Annotated in this window: 16 protein-coding genes; 5 read left to right on the forward strand and 11 right to left on the reverse strand. The window is 47.5% G+C overall.

What is annotated here, in order from left to right; translation table 11 throughout:
* Nucleotides 1-31: 31 nt before the first annotated feature.
* Complete coding sequence (locus MKY87_RS13860) at nt 32-928, reverse strand: diacylglycerol/lipid kinase family protein (RefSeq protein WP_340964945.1); 897 nt, start codon at nt 926-928, stop codon at nt 32-34.
* A 549-nt stretch (nt 929-1,477) separates the two neighbouring features.
* On the opposite strand from MKY87_RS13860, the gene MKY87_RS13865 reads away from it, so the two are divergent.
* Nucleotides 1,478-2,071, forward strand: coding sequence for a hypothetical protein (locus MKY87_RS13865; RefSeq protein WP_091035960.1), 594 nt, complete (start codon nt 1,478-1,480; stop codon nt 2,069-2,071).
* 101 nt (nt 2,072-2,172) lie between these two features.
* Here the strand turns inward: MKY87_RS13865 and MKY87_RS13870 are convergent, their stop codons facing one another.
* From MKY87_RS13870 to uxaC, 4 genes are all read right to left on the reverse strand, one after another.
* Nucleotides 2,173-4,050: an ABC transporter ATP-binding protein gene (locus MKY87_RS13870; protein WP_339788167.1), complete on the reverse strand. Its 1,878-nt coding sequence runs from the start codon at nt 4,048-4,050 to the stop codon at nt 2,173-2,175.
* Nucleotides 4,047-5,774, reverse strand: coding sequence for an ABC transporter ATP-binding protein (locus MKY87_RS13875; RefSeq protein ID WP_340912110.1), 1,728 nt, complete (start codon nt 5,772-5,774; stop codon nt 4,047-4,049). Before MKY87_RS13875 ends, MKY87_RS13870 begins: the two co-directional genes overlap by 4 nt.
* Nucleotides 5,771-6,313 carry a MarR family winged helix-turn-helix transcriptional regulator gene (locus tag MKY87_RS13880; RefSeq protein ID WP_017691772.1) on the reverse strand — a complete coding sequence of 181 codons (543 nt, stop codon included), beginning with the start codon at nt 6,311-6,313 and terminating at the stop codon, nt 5,771-5,773. The genes MKY87_RS13875 and MKY87_RS13880 overlap by 4 nt, the downstream gene beginning before the upstream one ends.
* 401 nt (nt 6,314-6,714) lie before the next feature.
* Nucleotides 6,715-8,157: a glucuronate isomerase gene (gene uxaC, locus MKY87_RS13885; RefSeq protein ID WP_340964948.1), complete on the reverse strand. Its 1,443-nt coding sequence runs from the start codon at nt 8,155-8,157 to the stop codon at nt 6,715-6,717.
* Between the two features lie 203 nt (nt 8,158-8,360).
* On the opposite strand from uxaC, the gene MKY87_RS13890 reads away from it, so the two are divergent.
* Complete coding sequence (locus MKY87_RS13890; RefSeq protein WP_340964949.1) at nt 8,361-9,104, forward strand: MBL fold metallo-hydrolase; 744 nt, start codon at nt 8,361-8,363, stop codon at nt 9,102-9,104.
* A gap of 72 nt (nt 9,105-9,176) precedes the next feature.
* On the forward strand, nt 9,177-9,455 hold the full coding sequence (locus tag MKY87_RS13895; RefSeq protein WP_340964951.1) for a hypothetical protein: 279 nt from the start codon (nt 9,177-9,179) through the stop codon (nt 9,453-9,455).
* 79 nt (nt 9,456-9,534) lie between these two features.
* Here MKY87_RS13895 and MKY87_RS13900 read toward each other — a convergent pair whose 3' ends face one another.
* The 3 genes from MKY87_RS13900 to MKY87_RS13910 all read right to left on the reverse strand — a co-directional run bounded on the left by MKY87_RS13900 (nt 9,535) and on the right by MKY87_RS13910 (nt 14,867).
* Nucleotides 9,535-10,167 (reverse strand): hypothetical protein, encoded by a 633-nt coding sequence (locus MKY87_RS13900; RefSeq protein WP_340912103.1) that lies wholly within the window; start codon nt 10,165-10,167, stop codon nt 9,535-9,537.
* Nucleotides 10,168-10,707: 540 nt separating this feature from the next.
* Nucleotides 10,708-12,189, reverse strand: a complete 1,482-nt coding sequence (locus MKY87_RS13905; RefSeq protein ID WP_340964954.1) for an alpha-amylase — start codon at nt 12,187-12,189, stop codon at nt 10,708-10,710.
* A 365-nt stretch (nt 12,190-12,554) separates the two neighbouring features.
* Nucleotides 12,555-14,867, reverse strand: a complete 2,313-nt coding sequence (locus tag MKY87_RS13910) for an ATP-dependent DNA helicase (protein ID WP_340964956.1) — start codon at nt 14,865-14,867, stop codon at nt 12,555-12,557.
* 136 nt (nt 14,868-15,003) lie between these two features.
* Between MKY87_RS13910 and MKY87_RS13915 the strand changes: the two genes are divergently transcribed.
* Entirely contained in the window at nt 15,004-15,501 is a 498-nt protein-coding gene (locus MKY87_RS13915; RefSeq protein WP_036612926.1) for an antibiotic biosynthesis monooxygenase family protein, read from the forward strand.
* Between the two features lie 231 nt (nt 15,502-15,732).
* A complete protein-coding gene (locus MKY87_RS13920) occupies nt 15,733-17,655 on the forward strand; it encodes an LTA synthase family protein (RefSeq protein WP_445669456.1) in 1,923 nt (640 codons plus the stop codon).
* A 566-nt stretch (nt 17,656-18,221) separates the two neighbouring features.
* Here MKY87_RS13920 and MKY87_RS13925 read toward each other — a convergent pair.
* The 3 genes from MKY87_RS13925 to MKY87_RS13935 form a co-directional block, all read right to left on the reverse strand.
* Nucleotides 18,222-18,893, reverse strand: a complete 672-nt coding sequence (locus MKY87_RS13925) for a hypothetical protein (RefSeq protein WP_047840815.1) — start codon at nt 18,891-18,893, stop codon at nt 18,222-18,224.
* Between the two features lie 45 nt (nt 18,894-18,938).
* Entirely contained in the window at nt 18,939-19,613 is a 675-nt protein-coding gene (locus MKY87_RS13930) for a GNAT family N-acetyltransferase (RefSeq protein WP_340964961.1), read from the reverse strand.
* Nucleotides 19,614-19,685: 72 nt separating this feature from the next.
* Entirely contained in the window at nt 19,686-20,543 is an 858-nt protein-coding gene (locus MKY87_RS13935) for a carbon-nitrogen hydrolase family protein (RefSeq protein ID WP_340964964.1), read from the reverse strand.
* Between the last annotated feature and the right edge of the window lie 53 nt (nt 20,544-20,596).

Consider the following 20,596-nt stretch of genomic DNA (forward strand, 5'->3'; position numbering starts at 1 on the left):
CAGCTAAAATCAAACTAAAAAACCGGGGGATTTAATAACCCTCCCCGGTTAGAAACTTCAGATGACCCGTCAGCACCGACAGCTCGGCGGGTGTCTGCATATACAATTCGCCGTCCGTATCGGCTGACATCGGCGCATCGGTCTTCACTTTTAGCGTAGATGCCTTGAAGTATGAAATGCTCTCACTCTGAGGTTGCCATTCTCCCTCCGGCTTGTGTGACAGAATCTCTCGCAGCAGCGGAATGCCTGTCTCATGAATAATGAGCACATCCAGTTCGCCATCCTGCAACGCATCCGTTGCAAAGGGCAGGGCATTTGTTCCCAGAAAACGGCCATTAGCTGCATAGATCATCACCGCTTCGCCTTCCATCTCTTCCCCATTTACTTCCAGTTGATAACGAAACGGCTCTGTATGACTAATCGTCTGCAACGTGCTGATAAAATAACTGAGCTTACCCAGCGCGCCTTTCAGATTCTCGTTAATATTCTGCGATGCATCACTGATTAAGCCAATACCGAAAAAGTTCGTGAACACCCGATCATTGGCTCTTCCAACATCAATGGATAACACCCGACCTGCAAGCATTTCTTGTGCGGCAGTCTCTGCATCCGGTGAAATGCCGAGCGAACGTGCAAAATCATTACAGGTACCTCCAGGCAATACACCAATCAACGGAGGATGTTGCAGATCAGCCAGTCCATTCACGCATTCATGTACCGTGCCATCCCCACCCAGGATAAACACCACATCGAATTGTTCCCCGCGCTCACGACACAGCTTCTCCCCTTCACCCGGTTCATCCGTACGCACAATGACGAGTTCATGCACAGCTGGAGCCAGCACACCAGCCACAAGGCCCACTGTATTCTCACGATTAGCCTTGCCCGAATGATGATGATGAATTAACAACGCTTTGTTAAACTCCATCCTTCTCTTCCTCCATTCCAATGCTTGTTAACCTTTACCCACAAAGGTCGAAGCCGTAAACAAGCCTTGCGCTAAGTACTCATCATGATTTCAAATAGGTTCCCCAACCGGATATGCATCCTAATCCTCATTCATTCGTAATAGCTATATAAGTTCAACTTAAGAATATTCACACATGCCACTCCGATGCCAGAATAACCTTCCGATCGCTGTTATCCCCAGATTTTTCTGATTTACTTTTACAAAGGTGAAAATCTGGTGATAAGCGTATGCTTCCGATGTAGCTTTCTTGCAGAAAGCTTTTAGGCGAACACTTCGTTTCTTCAGGTTATTTCTGTCCTCTTCGTTCTCGTGTAAATGTAAGGTTCAACTTATAAAGATGATCCTTTATCTTATAAAACCATTTCCTTGTTTAACCGGGTGTATGCATGAGAAAGAGGGTTTCTCCGCACCTTAATGTCATAAGGCTGCAAATTTTGCTGGTGAGAACCCATTCAAATCGAGTCAAAACGGTTATATCTATACCATATACGAATGGAGGGATTCCCTATGATTCCGGCAACGTTGGAACAATTGGAGCAAGTTCGCAAGGAATGCCGTACCATGGTTCGCAAAAGAGCTACCGCATCTGCCGGTACAACACTCGTTCCGCTGCCCGGTACAGACGTACTGGCTGATGTGGGGATGCTGATGCAGCTGTTGCCTGCCATTAACAATAAATTTGGATTATCACAAAAACAGCTGGACGGCATGGACCCCGAGACCAAATCCATGATCTATGGATTCGTCATGTCCATCGGAAGCAAAGTCATCGGTCGTATGATCACCAAGGAATTGGTGGTACAGGTTCTGAAAAGAGTCGGCGTACGCGTAGCCACCAAATCAGTCGCCAAATTTGTCCCCTTTGCAGGACAGGGATTGGCTGCTGCACTCAGCTTCACAGCCATGCGCTATGTGGGTAACAAACATGTGGATGACTGTTATGAGGTTGTGAAACGTATGATTGAGCAGCGCGAATTAATTCCGGGTGAGCCGGCTCCGTCTGCACTGGAGGAAGTGAACAGCGACGACGCAAAAGTAGAAGTGAACTCGATCTCTAGCAACGGAGCAGATGAACCTGCAAAGGAGACTAAAGATCAGTAAATAAATACTTCATATCTCAGCGTCAATCCTCTGGAGATACGACAAATAGCCGGGAACCCTACTAGGGTGCTCCCGGCTATTCTTTTTAATTACATCTGTAATCAGATCGCCTGCGGTTGTTGCTCCGCAAACTGACTATTGTACAGATCCGCGTAGAAGCCCTGACTTGCCATCAATTCATCATGATTGCCCTGTTCAATCACATTACCATGATCCATAACCAGGATCAGATCGGCACCGCGAATGGTAGACAAACGGTGTGCAATGACAAAGCTTGTGCGATCCTTCATCAGATCATTCATTGCTTTCTGGATAAATACTTCAGTCCGTGTATCCACGCTACTCGTCGCTTCATCCAGAATGAGAATGGCCGGGTTAGCAAGGATCGCTCTTGCAATGGTCAGCAACTGTTTCTGCCCTTGAGAGATGTTCGACGCCTCTTCATTCAGCACCGTATCATAACCATCAGGCAGTGTACGGATAAAGTGATCCGCATGTGCCGCAACGGCTGCCTTGATGACATCCTCTTCCGTAGAACCTTCTCGACCATACGCGATGTTGTCCCGAATCGTTCCGTTGAACAACCAGGTATCCTGAAGCACCATGCCGAACAGACTGCGCAGCTTGCCACGCTCCATGTCCTTAATGTCGGCACCGTCAATCGTAATCCGACCATCCTGAATTTCGTAGAAACGCATTAACAGGTTGATCAGAGTTGTTTTACCGGCTCCCGTTGGTCCAACAATGGCTACCGTCTGTCCCGGTTTTACATCAATATTCATGTTATGAATGAGCAGTTCATTTTCTTTATATCCAAAATTAACACCTTGGAATGCAACCGCACCTTTAGGCTGCTGTAATTGCACGGGTTGTTTGGACTCCGGAACTTCTTCCTCTTCATCCAGCAACTCGAATACTCGTTCTGCCGAAGCAATCGTTGATTGAATGATATTGGAGATATTTGCAATCTGGTTAATCGGTTGTGTGAATTGACGGGAGTACTGTGTGAAGGCCAGAATATCCCCGATAGAGATCGATCCGCGTGTAACAAAAATCCCACCAACCACACAGATCAGCACATAACCCAGGTTACCGACAAAACTCATGAGCGGCATAATAATACCGGAGATAAACTGGGCTTTCCAGCCAGATTCGTACAGCTCTTCATTGACCTTCTCGAATTGCTGTACCGATTGTTCTTCGCGTCCAAATGCTTTGACAACCTTGTGTCCCGTGTACATCTCTTCGACATGACCATTCAGTTCCCCAAGGGATTTCTGTTGACCCGCAAAGTGTTTTTGCGAACGGGATGCGACCAGCATGACAACAACCACACTGAGTGGCAACGTCAAAATCGTGATCAAGGTCATCCATGGACTAATCGTCAGCATCATGATAATTACGCCGACAATCGTGACGATAGACGTAATGAACTGTGCCAAACTTTGCTGAAGTGTATTACTGATATTGTCCACGTCATTCGTGGCACGGCTAAGTGTCTCCCCAGTTGTGCGGGAGTCAAAATATTTCAAAGGAAGACGTCCAACCTTCGCACTGATCTGCTCACGCATGTCATACACAACACGCTGGGCCACACCGGCCATCAGGTATTGCTGAACATACATAAATGCAGCACTGAACAGATAGAGTCCGCCAAGCAGATATAATACTTTCATCAATGCAGGAAAATCAATCCCGGCTCCCTGTACACCCTGAAGGATGGCAATGGCGCCTTTACTGAGAATATCCGTTCCTTCTGCCATAACTTTTGGACTGATGATGCTGAATACGGTACTCAAAATGGCTGCAACCAGAACGCCTAACAGACGAGAACTATGAGGCTGGAGATAACGAATCAAACGCCGCAGTGTGCCTTTGAAATCTTTTGCTTTCTCAGCGGGAGGTCGCATGCCCATTCCGGGACCTGGACCCGGTCCACCAGGGGGACGATGCGACTTGCGTTCTGTACGTTCACTCATGCGATCTCCTCCTCTGTCAGCTGGGAGGATACAATCTCGCGATACACTTCATTGTGCTCCAGCAGCTCCTTATGTGTTCCTGAACCGACAATTCGGCCCTCATCCATAACCAGAATGCGATCGGCATCCATTACTGTACTTACGCGTTGTGCGACAATCAGCACAGCCGCTTCTGTCGTTTCGGACTTCAGCGCAGCACGAAGTTTAGCATCCGTTTTGAAATCGAGAGCAGAGAAACTGTCATCAAAGATATACACTTCCGGACGGCGAACAAGTGCCCGAGCGATGGAAAGACGTTGCTTTTGTCCACCAGATACGTTGTTACCACCTTGCGCGATAAGGCTGTCATATCCCTCTTTCATCTCGGTAATGAAGTTCTCAGCCTGAGCCGTACGGGCCGCATGAACAACTTCATCCATTGTGGCATCGTCTTTCCCGTGACGGATATTCTCCGTAATCGTACCCGTGAAGAGAACTGCTTTTTGTGGTACAAAGCCAATTTTGGCACGCAGATCTTCCTGCCGAAGTTCACGCACATCCGTACCATTTACCCGAACACTGCCTTCGGTCACATCATAAAATCGTGGGATAAGACTGAGCAATGTCGATTTCCCAGAACCCGTACCGCCAATGATGGCTGTTGTCTCACCTGAGCGAGCTGTGAAGGAGATATTGGACAAAGCTGGATTCTCTGCACCCGGATAACGGAAAGTTACATTGTCAAACTCAATCATACCCTGCATGGATTTCATACCAAGAGGCTGCTCGGGATTGCTAAGATCCGGCTGCATATCAAGCACTTCGTTGATCCGTTCTGCCGATGCTGAAGCTCTTGGAATCATGACAAAGATCATGGAAACCATAATCAGTGAGAACATGATTTGCATTGCATATTGGATAAAGGCAATCAATGCACCGATGTTCATATTGCCACTGTCGATCCGCATTCCCCCAAAATAAAGGATGGCAATCATTGAAAAGTTCATAACCAGCATCATCACAGGCATGATGGTTGCCATGAGCACATTAACTTTGATCGATGAATCTCTCAGTTCTGTGTTGGCCCCGTTAAAGCGCACTTTCTCATGCTCCCCACGGTTGAATGAACGAACAACCCGAATCCCTGTTAACTGCTCACGCAGCACCAGGTTGAGACGGTCCAGCTTTTTCTGAATGGTTTTGAACAAAGGTAAACCCTTGGCACCAATTAGCGCAATGGCTCCACCCAGTACCGGAAGCACGACCAGGAAAATCGTAGATAATTTGGCGTCCTGAGATACCGCCATGAAGATCCCCCCGATACACATGAGGGGAGCCATAATCATCATGCGCAGCATCATCGTAAGTACGTTCTGTACCTGCGTAATGTCATTCGTCGTACGCGTAATCAGTGAAGCAGTACCCATCTTATCGAACTCCTGGAGCGAGAAGTTCTCCACATGGCGGAAAACTCTGCTGCGCAGTTGTTTGGCAAATCCACCCGCTGTTCGAGATGAGAGGTAACTGGCGATCACCGAACACGCTGTTCCGCCAATCGCGATGACCAACATCCATCCGCCAATCTGCCAGATATACGGAATATCTCCTTTAATGATGCCGTCGTTCACGATATCTGCCATTAGCGTAGGCAGGTACAATTCAGCAAGCGACTGAAACAGTACCAAAACCAGAATGAAGATAATCGGTATTCGGTAAGGCTTCAGCATGCGAAACAATTTCATCATGGCGTATCATCTCCTTGTGTGGACGTCTCCGTCTGTTGGAAAACCACTGTATCAAAAAAGGTATAAACCTTGGTCAACAACTCCGTCAAATGAATGCTTTCTTCCTCACCCAAATGCTCGACGAGCTGGTTGAATGTTTGCATGCGCTCCTCATGTGCCGCCCGAATAATGTTTCGCCCTGCCTCCGTAATGGTGATACGCACAGCACGGCGATCCTTCGGGTCCATCGTTCGTTCCACCAGCCCTTCGTCCTCAAGCCCACGAATAACCGGGGTTATCGTTGGTGATTTCACCCGCAGTAACGCACTGATTTCCGATACTTTTAGCCCTGGGCGACTCTCATTCAGCTCTCTCTCAAAATCTGGCGGATTATCCCGCCAATCCAGACGTTCTCCCGGATGCGTACCATGCAGCAAACAAGCCAGCACCATAATTTCATTGTGATTGCGCCCATGAGGTTTATGTTGCCTCCATTTGCCTTTATTAAACTGCATGATGGAGTACAAAAGCTTCTGAGCGACCGGATCTATATCCGTCATAATGGGTCCCTCCTTCTTTCTCTTTATCATTCCATAGATATCCAACATCATAGGACATCTATTAAATAGCAGCACAATTAAATAGATGTACAATTAATTAGGTGTACTAAGTATATTACCGCAAGAAGCCAATGTCAAACATCTAAAAATGACCAATATTAGCCCATAACCAAGAGCCTACACGCGCTTGATTAGGGTATTGTCATTTGACCTCCATTGGGGCCCGCTATACTTATTATGTACCATTCCATGAATTCAACTTACAAAAAAGCTCCCATTCTATACTCCAGTGGATGATGACCCTGGGTAAGCAATGGGAGCATTTTTATTACGATTGAAAATTAGAAACTAGAGATCTCCTGTATTGCATAACTTGCATGATTAAATGCGCTTGTTAATCATCAAGACTGTGAAGCATAGACTGTTTTAAGTACTGAGGCAAACGGGAAATATTCTTTTGCATTGTTGTAGGCAATGCCCTGTACGATCTGACCGAGCAACTCCAGATCCTGCGGTGCCTCCCCTTGTTCGGCCCATTCACCAATGAGGTTGCAGACGAGACGACGGAAATACTCATGCCGGGTGTAGGACAGGAAGCTGCGTGAATCAGTCAGCATGCCGACAAATCGGCTGAGCAGTCCCACATTCGCTAGTGCCTTCATCTGAGCGAGCATGCCGTCCTTTGTATCATTGAACCACCATGCTGCGCCAAGCTGGATTTTGCCCGGAATGCCCCCACCCTGGAAGCTGCCGATGATCGCCGCGAGCACCTCGTTGTCCCTTGGATTCAGAGAATACAGAATTGTTTTGGGCAGCGCTTGTTGCTGCTCCAACGCGTCGAGCAATCCAATCATTGCCGATGACAGTGGCGTATCATTGACTGCATCGTAACCGGTATCCGGCCCAAGCTTGGCAAACATCCGCGTATTGTTGTTACGGGCTGCATTAATGTGGAACTGCATCACCCAGCCTCGCTCTGCATACAGTTTGCCAAGGAACGTCAGCGTCACTGTCTTGTACTTGTCCTCTTCCTCACGAGTTACCTTCTGACCTGCAAGTGCCTTTGCAAAGATGGCACCAGCTTCTTCGCGTGTAGCCACGCCGTATGGAACATAATCGAGTGCATGGTCAGAAACTCTGCCGCCGACGGAATGGAAGAATTTCACTCGGGACTCCAACGCAGCAAGGAAGGATTCATAATCTGAAATCGCAGTGCCAGATGCCTGCGACAGCTTGCCTACCCATTCGGTGAAGGTATCCCGGTTCAATTCCAATCCTTTATCCGGGCGGAAAGAAGGCAATACCGCCGTGTCAAAGCCTTCGATTTCCTGAATCTTCAGATGATACTCCAGAGAATCCGTTGGATCATCGGTTGTGCACACAACAGTGACATTAGATTTGGTAATCAGATCACGTGCACCGAATCCGTCACTGTTCAGTTTGGCATTTACTTTTTCCCAGATGGCTGGGGCGCTTGTCTCATTCAATACTTCATAAACGCCGAAATATCGCTGTAATTCCAAGTGAGACCAGGCGTACAGCGGATTACCAATCATCATGGGGACCGTTTTGGCATAAGCCAGGAAACGATCGTAATCGGTCACTCCTTCGCCGCCGGTCACATATTGCTCTTCAATTCCGTTTGCGCGCATGAGCCGCCACTTATAGTGATCACCGTATAACCAAGCCTCTGTAAGATTGCCAAAGGTTTTGTTCTCGTAGATCTCCTGAGGACTGAGGTGGCAATGATAATCAATAATCGGCATGTCTTTGGCATAATCCTCATATAACTTGATCGCCGTTTCATTGTGCAGCAAAAATTGTTCATCCAGAAAAGATTTCATTCGCCTCGCACGCTCCCTTTAGGTGAGTTTACGTTCATATGGGTTCACTTCCCATCTTTACGCTACACTGTTTATCATCAAAGTTCAATATAAAATGATAGCGTTATCAAAAAAGGTTGATTTAGGCATATATTCGGGAACACGGTATACTGGATTTAACGCAAGGATGCTGATCTGAAGATCACACAAGGAGATGAAATGAATTGAAAATTACTTTTCTCGGCACAGGAGATATGTTTAGCGTGGAGCAGCACCACAATAGTATGTTGGCTGAATTCGGAGACACGCATCTGGTCATTGATTTCCCGGAATCAAATGCCAAAGCACTCAAGGAATATGGATTCGCCATGACCGATATCCACAATGTTTTTATTACGCATCTGCATGAAGATCATATTAATGGTGTACAGATGCTTGGTTATTACGCACAGATCGTGGGTGACCGCAAACCCCGTCTGTTCATCCACGAACAATTGGTAGATCCGCTCTGGAACATTCTATCCCCAGGCATGCGCTACACAACAGATGGTGAACGTACCATGAGCGATTACTATGATGTCGTTCCCCTGCCAGATGGAGGCACATTTGAACTGGGCGGCGTGACGTTTGAGACCTTTCGGACGCAACATGTTCCCGGTATGGTCAGCAATGGGATACTCGCCAAGCCTTACTTCTATTACAGCGCTGACAGTACACTCGACCAGGAACGGGTGGAGCAAGTTGCCGCTGATGTGCAGCTGATTTTCCATGAATGTCATATGCACGATCTGGTGATCAAATCCCACACTTCACTGAACGATTTGGAACAACTGCCTGCCGAAGTGAGACAGAAAACCGTACTAATGCATTATCATGATGAATACGCCGATGCGGACAAACGGGAACAATTCAACCGCATGCATGATCTGCGGATGGTTGGCACGTTGGAATCATTTGAACTGGAGTAGGTAAACGGAGGGTATTAGATAAGTGATGGATTCGTATCGTAATCGTTCTGTATCCTAATGGAGGTAAATGCTATGGAGTATCGATTTGAACAAGGTTACTTTCTGATATATTCTCCTGCAATAAGCACCAGTAGTGGAGACATCATGGTGGTTAAATTACTGGAAAGACCCTTTAAGGATAGAATTGAATTCCTTATTAACAGCAAAAACTATGAGTGTACTACACACCATGAATACTTAAACTTTGAGCCAACTTCTCATCATAAACCTGAGAAGCCTGGAGCATTTTCAATGGAACGAAGTGAGTTCAATCGAATGTGGGATACGATGAATCAGTATTTTAAAAAGTAATAACCTTACTATCTCAAATAGATGAACCGGCAGCGTCTACTGAAATTCCTCATACGGAACCGGTATGCGCTGCTTTTTCCTATTTTTCTATCTCCCATGACTTCATATACTCATTCGTCCTTGGAGACGGCTCGGCCTGAATATAAAAATAATCTTCCGTTCGCTGATCATTGGGGCCATAGGAAATTTTGATATACATATCTGCATAACGCTGGAGGATATTGCTGTCGATCTCCGCCTTGGGCTTCAAGACGTAACTTCTGCTCAAACTCAATCCAAGCGGTTCCTTGTCAGACTCTAAACTAATCTCGTGTGTATTGCTCACATTGGAATGAAATAACTCTCCGGCATCTATTCGATTTATCATGTTGGGATCGAGGGTGAAGGACTGAATGACATTAACCATGGGCACCCGAGCCTCATTCACCAAAATCTCATAAGAAATCCGATCAACTCCGGATTCATGACTCACATCCACCATTGCTGTCAAAGTATAATCATCAGGCGTATCCTTCTGGAAGGACTCAGGTCTCTTCGTAACCCGCTCATTCAAATCTCTCCGCTCCGAATTCAATGTATACTCATCGCTCCGCTTCGGTTCGCCCGCTGGCCCCTGGTTTGGTCCCAAACTGCAAGCCCCCAGGCACACGGCTATTACAAATAGATACATGATCAACGGGGAGAAACGGTTCATCTCTCTTTTGGGACCCATGCCATCCCTCCTTTTCTCCAATCCTCTGTAAAGAATATCACTTATTACGATCTCTCATTTTTTCTAAAACTCCATATTTGGATTATTGTACCATGTATTAGGATGTGAAACCGAACTGTTTCTTTCTCATTTCATGTTTTTACTTGTAGCAGTGATTCGTTTGCCTATGGTGAGCGTTAATCCAAATCAAGCTAACGAATCTGAGAAGCCTTAATGCGTTAAAATCCGAGTTACCAGTAATCTAACGAATCACAGACGCGTTAATCTGGTGATGTTGCTCCAATTAGCGAATTCCAATCGTTTTTGAGAGTAATAAGGTTATTGAGATTCGTTAGAATTCCAATCATGCTAATTCAGTGCAAATAAGGCGTGCTGAGTTCGTTAGGATGGAGTTATAGTTGTACCTATAAAATGCAAAAAACCACCTGGACACAGGTATACTTGCCCTCCTGTTCAGATGGTTTAACGATAACAATCTATCTATATACTGTTTTCATATCCAATCGTTGTATCTTTTCTTACCCTGCCTGGCACATGCCGTTACTCAGCGTCAGCACAGTCCTCATTCTGTTCAGGAAGGGCCCATACCGAGACGCCTCCACCGCACACATGGAAGGTGGCCCAGCCGTCTTCCTCAATGGTAATCTGATCATCACAGCTGTTCGTCAGATCCACCCAGACTTCACCAGCACGATGCTCTCCGAGAAACATTCTCTTCTCGCCGTCATCCCCGTTGGAGATGACCACTGCACAACCGGAACCTTCGATTTCCTCTACGCCGCGACGCACCCAGCCAATCGTATTCGCGTGATCGAAGTAATCTTCCTGCTCTCCATACGCCTTGTTGCATCGGGCAGACAGCAGAATATCCAGAATCTCCTTTTTGCCATCCACAGGTTCAGGTCCACCAATGCCATAATAATCTCCGTAAAATACAACCGGATAACCATCAAGACGTAATAGCGTCAAGGCATAAGCGCTCGGCTTAAACCAATCTCCAATCCATGATTCCAACGCTTCATGAGGTTGTGAGTCATGATTATCTACAAAAGTTACCGCATGTGTAGGATGCGTCTGAACCAGGGTGTCATCGAAAATTTTGGAGAGATCAAAGTCTCTGCCTGCAAGCGAAGCCTCATGCAACTTGTAGTGAAGAGACACATCAAACAGGTCGATCTGATAGTCTACCGTATCAAGGAACTCACGACATGCATCCAGGTTCGAATTCCAGAACTCACCTACGATGTAGAAATCCTGACCGCGTTTGCGGATCATCTCTGCTGCGAACTCCTTGATGAATTCGTGGTTGATATGCTTAATCGCATCCAGCCGGAACCCACCGCACTGAAGGGTATCGATCAGCCATTTCCCCCAATCGATCATCTCGCGCCGAACATCCGGGTGGTTATAATCTATATTGGCGAACATCAGATAGTCATAGTTGCCAAACTCATCATCAACATTCTCATTCCATTTTTTATTCTCTCCTGCGATGCGGAATACACCTGTTCGTTCTCCCTTGGCGTCAAAGTCTGTACCGTTGAAATGTTCAGAGCTCCACTTGAAGGAGGAGTATTGATCTCCGCGACCCGGGAATGTGAATTTGGTCCAGCCCTCAATTTCGAACGGCTCAGAAATTTCCTTCGTTCGATCATTCGGATCAACCTCGATCACTTTGAACACTTCCGTCTCATCTGCTCCGGCCTTGTGATTCATAACCAGATCCACATAGACGGCAATGCCGTTCTTCTGACATTCAGCAATGGCCTCCACCAGTTCCTGCTTAGTGCCATATTTGGTTCGTACGGTACCCTTTTGATCAAATTCGCCCAGATCGTACAGATCATATACACCATAACCTGTATCTTCTGCGGACACTGCCTTGGTTACGGGTGGTACCCATACCGAGTCAATACCTTTGGCTTTCAGTTCCGGGGCCATTTCAGCCAGTCGCTTCCAATGATCTCCGTCTGCAGCCAGGTGCCATTCAAAAAACTGCATCATGGTATGATTTCTCTTCATTATAACCGACCTCCTTGATTGCTTTCGAAGCGGACCGCGGAACGGATAGGGTAATCGCCGTTGTTCGTTCGTTGCTAACCAAGTTATAACCCTTTCACCCTACCCTTCAATCATATAAAGGAAAGAAAATCGAAAAATATATGCTGTATAAGCTTAACAAAGATTATTTACACTGACACTACGATGACAGAATAACCTTCCAATCGCTGTTATCCCCAGATTTTTTGATTCCCCTTTTTCGAAGGGGAAAATCCGAGGATAAAGGCGAACGCTTCGCTTTTTCAGGTTTTTTCTGTCCTCTCCGTTATCGTGTAAATGATTAGTTCAACTTATATACATGCATCATTTCATTCATAGTTCTTTCATCAAATTCGCTTGTAGTCCCGCCACTCCTCGGGCAGCAGGGAACGATACGGTTCCTGGATAAAACGATCGTCGACCAGCACCAGCACACCCCTGTCTTCCTCCGTCCGAATCAGCCGTCCACCCGCCTGCAGCACCTTGTTCATACCCGGGAAAATATAGGCGTAATTGAATCCGTTGCGTCCTGTCCGATCATAGTAATCACGTAATACGTTGTTCTCCAGACCAATCTGCGGTAGCCCCGCACCTACCACAACCACGCCATTCAAGCGATCTCCCGGCAGATCGACACCCTCTGAGAATACGCCACCCATGACGGCAAATACCAAGCGTGTTCGTTCAGGATTCGGCTGAAATCCATCCAAAAACTGCTCCCGTTCCAGTTCGTTCATGCCTTGCTTTTGTATGACCGTATCCGCTTCAATCGGAAGCTGTGCGTAGGTCTCATATATCTCGCGCATATAAGGGTAGGAAGGGAAAAAGACCATTAAATTGCTGCGCGGCCATTCACTTACCAGCTGTTGCAGCATCTCCGCAATGGGGCGCCGGGACTGTTCCCGATCCTTATAACGCACGGATAAGGGCAGGAGTCTCACATCCAATTGTTCGCGCTGAAACGGCGATGGAATCTGCAATGTATAATCCTCTTCCTCTGCACCCAGCATATCCCGATAATAGCGAAGGGGTGACAATGTAGCCGAAAAATGAATGAGAGAGCGGAATCCTTTGGCCGTCTGACGAAGCAGTACGGAAGGATCAAGACAGAATAACTTCACTCTCACTTCACTTCGAACACACTCTGCATACGTAATAAAACGTTCATCATACAGCTTGGCAATGCGCAGGAAATTCTGTGCCGTGAAGTAGGCATCCAACAGCAACTGATCCGTCTCGGCATTCCCCGAGCCACCTTCCACAAGGCATTGCTCCGCGACCATGACAAAAGGCTCCAGCCGTTCAATCAGTTCCTCCGGTGCTTCCTGCTGGATGATCTTCCCTTCTTCTCCACCGTTTTTCCGAAGGGTAATCAGATACTTATCAATGGCCCCGGTGTAATCAACAATGGCTTTGGCAGCAGGCACACTGCTGTCCAGCGACTGGAACTCTCTTTTCACATCCAGGAACACTGCCTTCTCCAGCTCGGCGGAAAACATCATTCGGCCACGATCGACCAGATTATGGGCCTCGTCCACCAGTAACACGGTCTTGCGTTTCTGCTCCTCCAACATTCTTTTCAGAGAGATCCGTGGATCAAAAATATAGTTATAATCGCAGATCACCGCATCGGCTGCATACGCCGCATCCAGTGAAAACTCAAACGGACACACCCGATGTTTGCGCGCATACTGCTCGATGACCGGACGTGTCATCAACGTCTCATGTTCCAGCATGTCCAGCACGGCCCCGTTAATACGGTCATAATATCCTTCACACATGCCGCACTGCCCCTTATCACAAGCTTCCTCTTCCTTAAAACATATCTTGTCCTTCGCGGTCAGACTGATCACATGCATCTTCAATCCTTCCGATTGCATCCGGGCAAAAGCTTCTTCTGCCGCCACCCGTGTCGTCGTCCTTGCGGTCAGATAGAACAATCGGCTCGCTTCGCCTTCGCCAATCGCTTTGACTGTGGGGAACAGCACGGACATCGTTTTACCAATGCCTGTTGGTGCTTTCGCCATCAATCCCTGACCCTCACGGATCGTCTTGTATACGGCTCCTGCCAGCTTTCGCTGTCCCTCCCTGTATTTGCGAAAAGGAAACGGCAGCTCTTTCACACTGATATCTCGCTTTTCTTCATATGCAGCGATCATCTCTGCATATGGCGCATAACCGGCAATCACTTCTGCCGCAAACTGCTCCAGTTCCTGCCGTTCTGCCATTCGGCGAAACCGTCTTTCTTCATGGGTTACCGAATGCACATACGTCAACTGCACTTGCATGCGTAGTTCATCTTGCTGAACGGCGTACATGTAGGCATACATCATGGCCTGCGCCCAGTGCACTGGAAGACCTTCTCCCAGATCATCCAGATTGCCCGCAGTGGATTTGATCTCATCTACCGTCAACTGACCTTCCAGACGAATTAACCCGTCACATCGTCCCTCCACCACATAGGTCAGCTCCCCATGTTGAATCTCAGCCTCGAGCACAATCTCTTTTAAATCCTCTTCCGTGTACTCCTTCTGTACCCGCTGGTGAATTCGAGTTCCCTCCTGCATCGATGCATTGGTCCGGAACCCTGGACGTATGCTGCCACTGCGGTACACATACTCCACTAAAGGTCTAACCGATATCCGAATTGTTGTTGTCATACGATCACCCGTTCTGTTTGTAGTGATTATACTTTATCATGAAAAGACGTACTCAAACCAGTTGAATCGCTGATTGGACTCACACAATCCCATATGCTATGTTGAGATATATAAGTTAAATAAGGAGGCAGCTTCTATGTATATCTATTTGGTTCCTTCACCGATTCCAGATGCACTTGCTGCATACCCGCATCTGACTTTGCGAAGCGAAGAGCACGTGCGTCTGGCTATTGAATCCGCAGAACGCCTGATGAATATTGAGTCTGATGATAAAGTAGCCGCATATGAAGCTTTCGATGCCGCAGGCTCCTGGACTGGCGGTGGTTACGCTGTTCTCAACAATATCCCTGTTACAGAGGATGGTCGTAACGATTTCGAAGAACGGTTCAAGAACCGTGCCCGCAAGGTAGAAGACGAGCCTGGCTTTGTCGGTATTCGTGTGCTTCGTCCTCTGAAGGATGACACATATGTCGTACTTACACTCTGGCAGTCGGAGGAACATTTCAAAGGCTGGCAGGAATCCCAAGCATATAGTCACGCTCACCGTAACCGCAGTACAAGCGAAGGCCTGACCGCACAGAAGCCCACCATGTTCCCCAGACCTTCTTACGTCACAACGTACACTATAGAATAACGAATTGGGTCACATCTGGCTTTTATCGCAATAGCCCATGTTTTTTCGAACCTCTTCCTGCATGGAAGAGGTTTTTTTGCCGTCAATTGTAGATGGCTCTCATTTTTGACACAGCCATGCTGAGATAGGATAATACTTGTTAAATGAAACTTCGGAAGGGAAGGCGGTACCTTGTCACGCAGTTCACTCACCCGATTTCTAAGCGGACCGTTTATATTCTTTACCATTATCATGATGATCAAAAGTTCACTGGCCTGGATTGTTATCTTCGATGACATCCCTGTCTGGAAACCACTGCTGACCGAATTGCCGCTCATCTGGATCGGATTCTGTCTAATTGAGTGGTTTGCTGCCAAGCGGCGGATGTGGATATACCTTGCCATGAATTTGCTGCTCTCAGGGATTTTCTTTGCAGCCATCATGTACTACAAATACTATGGTGTAATCGTTAACTATCATGCGTTGGCACAGGTGAATCAGGTGACTTCGGTCAAGAGCAGCATGTTCTCTTTGCTTGATCCCTATTATTTGTTTATTTTTGCAGACGTGCTGATCATTGGGGGGATACTCATTCGTCGTCGGATCAAACTCGGGAGTACAGAACGCCCGAACCGCATTCCGCTTGAACGACGTGCCAGAAGACGTGTTGCTTCGGTCATTCTGACCCTGTCCATGATCCTGTGCATGCTTAACATCTATCCCAATCGGGCCAGCATGAGTGAGCTTACACAAGCAGAACAGATGGGCATCCTCGGTTACGAGGCGTATACCATCCTGGATCGACCTGATGAACTTGTGCCCATCGCTCACATTGATCAGGCTGACATCGACCAACTGAAACAAACGACCGAACTTCCTGCGGTTGTGGAACAGGGTGCCGCGAGTGGACGCAATGTGATTATGCTCCAGTTGGAATCGTTTCAGAACTTTCTGATTGGATTAGAGGTAGATGGACAGGAGATCACGCCCAACCTGAATCAATTGGCTAGACAGAGCCTGTATTTTCCGAACTTTTATCAGCAAGTGGGACAGGGAAATACATCGGATGCAGAATTTGTTGTGAACACATCGTTCTACACCCCGCCAAACGGGGCAGCAACAACTGTATATGCGGATAAAGCTCTGCCGAGTCTACCCAAGTTGATGTCAGCAAACGGATATCAGACAGCCACATTCCATACAAATGATGTTCGATTCTGGAATCGGGATCAGTTATACAAGGCACTTGGATTCGACCAGTATTATGATATTGATTATTTCGGCACACAGGATTCTATCGCCTTTTCGGCCTCAGATGAAATACTGTATTCCAAAACACTGGATAAGCTGGAATCCATGCAGTCTTCGGGCGATCCCTTCTATGCCCATATCATCTCCATGTCAGCCCACCACCCGTACACTTTGCCTGAAAACAAGGTGAAGCTGACGCTACCTGAGCGTTACAAGGATACGTTGCCCGGTGATTATCTGGTATCACAGAATTATGCAGATCAGGCGGTTGGACAGTTGATTGCGGGATTAAAGGAACGGGGATTATGGGAAAATAGCCTGCTCGTCTTGTATGGCGATCATCTGGGGCTCCCCATCTACTCACTGGATCGGGATGACAAAGTCCTTATGAAAGAGTTGTATGGTCGGGAATATACATCAGCAGATATGATTAATATTCCACTCATTATCTCGGCACCGGGCGTTACCCCGGGTGTTCAACTGGAACAGATTGGAGGCCAGGTGGACATTCTGCCAACGATTGCCGGACTCACCGGAGTATCACTGGAGGAACAATTACATTTCGGACAGGATTTGCTGCGTGAAGGCGGAAATCTTCTACCGGAACGATATTACCTTCCTTCCGGGTCTGTGCTAAACGATGCTTCTCTCTTCATACCGGCAAAAGGATACGGGGATGGGACGCATTATTCCCTAGCTGATGCGGGCAGACAGGATGCCGGACAAAAACGGACAGGTGTTCCTTCAGACGAGACGACGAAGATTTCGGGAGATGAGAAATCTCCAGCTATAGCCACACCCAATAACAGTGGGCAGTCTTCTTCACGGTTTATAACGAAGGAACAGTACGATCGAGCATTGGATCTTGCACACTTGTCCAACAGTTATTTGAGCCAGCTACCGGATCGAAAGGACGTTAAATAAAAACTAATCGTTAAATGTACGGTTAAATAGGCTTCATTAACAATCAATAATAATCTAGGGTATGTTTTCAAAATTAGGTAAGCTATATGATGATAGATATCAGCATACAGAAAATAAAGTTTCTAAGCCCCATCTTGAGGTCCCAGATTGCTGGCCGGATCCTGGCGAATGGGTAGACGATTTTCTAAGGAACTCAGGACGTCTTATTTGACCTTTAGGTTCTCTTTATACAATGTATAAAGAACATCAGGCACGTTATTTCTCAAAATCCCCCGAAAAAAACGCTATAAACGGCTGTTTATTCGGATATAGCGTGTCTCAGGTTCCTTAGATTTCTGCGGATGCTTCAAATCCCTGAATAAGGTGCCTCAGATTCGTTAGGACTCGCTTTGTCCCTTGCTTCAACCTCAAGCTTAGCAATCATTATATATCTACATCCAATATCCTTAATGAAACCGAAAAAGCCCATTAAACAGAACGATCACGGTCTGATTAACGGGCCTTTTCTGGTTTTATTGTGGCTTAGGACATTACAACGCCATTCTCTGTGACAGCCCTGCTTCCGTTTACAACGGCAGTAGTGCAACCGACTTGCGAGCAGTCAATTGCTCTACCATGGCAAGCCATTCTTGTGGTTTGTTAGGAAGCACAGCATAATATCGATTCAGGAAATCAGCCACCAGGCTGGCTGGCAGTTCACCAAGCGACTCATCACCTGGCATGAAGCACAGATCCAATCCGCCAACCGCTTCGCCGTCACCTTGCCAGGATGGATGAACATATGGGAAGTCCAGACGCTGATATCCCAGATGGGACAGCACTTCGCGACGCACATACGGGTCCATCGGCTTGATGCCGCCAAACTCGTGATCCTGACTCAGATAAGGGTTATAGATTTCGGCAAACATGCCGAACAATTCTTTCCCGTTTGCCGCAGCCAGCTTCTGCAGATCACGCTTGCGGTGATTCGCCAGGAAACTGCCAATTCCCAGACCTTCGCGCCCAATAATCGTGAAGTCCGTCATGGCTACGTTCCAGTCCTCGTAATAACGGTACTCTGTCGCTCCAACAACCTGTCCCTCATGCACAGCCACGAACACCCGAATACCCGGATCTTCCAGCGGTTCTTCCCACAGGGGAAAGTCCAGCACTTCTTCCCGCGGGAAGATCTCCTGCATCAACTTGTGCATTTGGGCAAACAATGGATCTTTAATGGATGTAATACGCGTGAATTCCATGACTAAATGCCTCCTCGATCAATGATGTATTTCATTAGATATTTTTTATTTGAACGGGTTCCGCCACTCCATCAGGGCAGCATAATTACAGGATTCCTCATCGTCCAGATAGTCTGCAGTCACACCAACAGGCATGCGGCCACAGCGGAGCAAGAACGATATCACCGGGTCACGCCTCTCTCCCGCTGCTACCTGATCCAGATATTCCTGCGCAGACAGTTGGTCTGCAACCATATGATAACCGGGCATTCTACCAGCACCTAGTAACCGGTCCATCCCCTGAGCGATGACAAGGTGGTACATCGCCTGCATCATAAGCTGAGCCAGTCCCCATTTGCGGTACTTTGGACGAACACAGAGATCAACAATATACAGCGTGTTCCCATCTGATTGGTGGTTACGAATATAGCCGTCATCCGTTACTTCGGCCCAGGTATGACTTGCTGGATGTGCAGGGTCCCACTGCATCCGCAGCGAGGTCATTGAGCCAGCCAATTCTCCATCCACTTCAATACAGATGGCACCCTCCGGGTAATGCTGCACATGACTGGTGAGCTGCTCGTGACTCCAGAGCAGCTCTTCCGGATAAGGAGGAGGGAAACTCTCCGCCTGAATACGAATGAGCTCCTCAAAGTCGGCAGTAACATAATTGCGGACGATTGCCTTTACCCTTTTGCCACTTCGCTCCGGGTCGGTGATCAGCATTTCTTTGGTATACATGTTGCCGGGTCACCCCTTTCCACTGACAAAATGAATTCCCTGCTCGTTTCGTTCGGTTTTAAGAGCAACTTGCTACTCCCAATCGGTATACAGATCAGTACGGCGGTCACGCCAGGTCGTTACCGATCCACGTTCGCGTACCTCATACAACAAGTCCAGATCCAGATCGGCGGTCACGATCATATCGTTGTTAATCTCACCCTCGGCCAGAATGCCACGTGGCGGGAACGGAATATCATTTGGTGTAATAATCGCTGCCTGTCCATAGTTAGCACGCATGAAATCAACGGTTGGCAGGTTGCCCACTGTTCCGGTTAACACAACGTACACCTGATTCTCCACCGCGCGGGCATGACTCGTATACCGTACACGGTAGAATCCGTGACGATCGTCCGTACAGGAAGGACAGAAAATCACATCAGCGCCTTTGGCTTTAGCCATCCGCACAATTTCCGGGAACTCAATATCGTAACAGGTCAGCATGGCAATGCGGCCTTTATCCGTGTCGAACACCTCAAGTCCATCTCCGGGAGCCATATTCCATTCCTGTACTTCGGTTGGTGTAATGTGAATCTTGTCCTGGCGCGCGATGCGACCATCCGGGTAGAAGAGGTGGGCTGTATTATACAGCTTCCCTTCACGGCGAATGACGTGGGTTCCCCCGATGACGTGCATACCGTACTTGGCAGCAAGTGACGTGAACAGTTGTTCATATTGCTCCGTAAAGTTTGGCAGATCCTCAATTGTCAGTGCATTGCCTTGTTCGTCCCCAATGGACATTAATTGCGTTGTGAAAAATTCAGGGAACAGCACAAATTCGGTTCCGTATTCATTAGCTGTCCGTATGTAATGCTCAGCCTGAGCGGCGAACTGCTCAAACGAGCTGATTGTGTGCAATTGGTATTGTACAGCGGATACCCGCAGTTTCATGTTCGTACACCTCCACCATTATTATGCTTCCATTGTAACAACGATCCGGGGTC

The organism is Paenibacillus sp. FSL R7-0198, from assembly GCF_038000415.1.
In the GTDB taxonomy this organism is placed as follows: Bacteria; Bacillota; Bacilli; order Paenibacillales; family Paenibacillaceae; genus Paenibacillus.

Coding starts and splice junctions, on each gene's coding strand:
- MKY87_RS13860 (WP_340964945.1), bottom strand. CDS start 928: ATGGAGTTTAACAAAGCGTTGTTAATTCATCATCATCATTCGGGCAAG.
- MKY87_RS13865 (WP_091035960.1), top strand. CDS start 1,478: ATGATTCCGGCAACGTTGGAACAATTGGAGCAAGTTCGCAAGGAATGC.
- MKY87_RS13870 (WP_339788167.1), bottom strand. CDS start 4,050: ATGAGTGAACGTACAGAACGCAAGTCGCATCGTCCCCCTGGTGGACCG.
- MKY87_RS13875 (WP_340912110.1), bottom strand. CDS start 5,774: ATGATGAAATTGTTTCGCATGCTGAAGCCTTACCGAATACCGATTATC.
- MKY87_RS13880 (WP_017691772.1), bottom strand. CDS start 6,313: ATGACGGATATAGATCCGGTCGCTCAGAAGCTTTTGTACTCCATCATG.
- uxaC (WP_340964948.1), bottom strand. CDS start 8,157: ATGAAATCTTTTCTGGATGAACAATTTTTGCTGCACAATGAAACGGCG.
- MKY87_RS13895 (WP_340964951.1), top strand. CDS start 9,177: ATGGAGTATCGATTTGAACAAGGTTACTTTCTGATATATTCTCCTGCA.
- MKY87_RS13900 (WP_340912103.1), bottom strand. CDS start 10,167: ATGGGTCCCAAAAGAGAGATGAACCGTTTCTCCCCGTTGATCATGTAT.
- MKY87_RS13905 (WP_340964954.1), bottom strand. CDS start 12,189: ATGAAGAGAAATCATACCATGATGCAGTTTTTTGAATGGCACCTGGCT.
- MKY87_RS13910 (WP_340964956.1), bottom strand. CDS start 14,867: ATGACAACAACAATTCGGATATCGGTTAGACCTTTAGTGGAGTATGTG.
- MKY87_RS13915 (WP_036612926.1), top strand. CDS start 15,004: ATGTATATCTATTTGGTTCCTTCACCGATTCCAGATGCACTTGCTGCA.
- MKY87_RS13920 (WP_445669456.1), top strand. CDS start 15,733: ATGATGATCAAAAGTTCACTGGCCTGGATTGTTATCTTCGATGACATC.
- MKY87_RS13925 (WP_047840815.1), bottom strand. CDS start 18,893: ATGGAATTCACGCGTATTACATCCATTAAAGATCCATTGTTTGCCCAA.
- MKY87_RS13930 (WP_340964961.1), bottom strand. CDS start 19,613: ATGTATACCAAAGAAATGCTGATCACCGACCCGGAGCGAAGTGGCAAA.
- MKY87_RS13935 (WP_340964964.1), bottom strand. CDS start 20,543: ATGAAACTGCGGGTATCCGCTGTACAATACCAATTGCACACAATCAGC.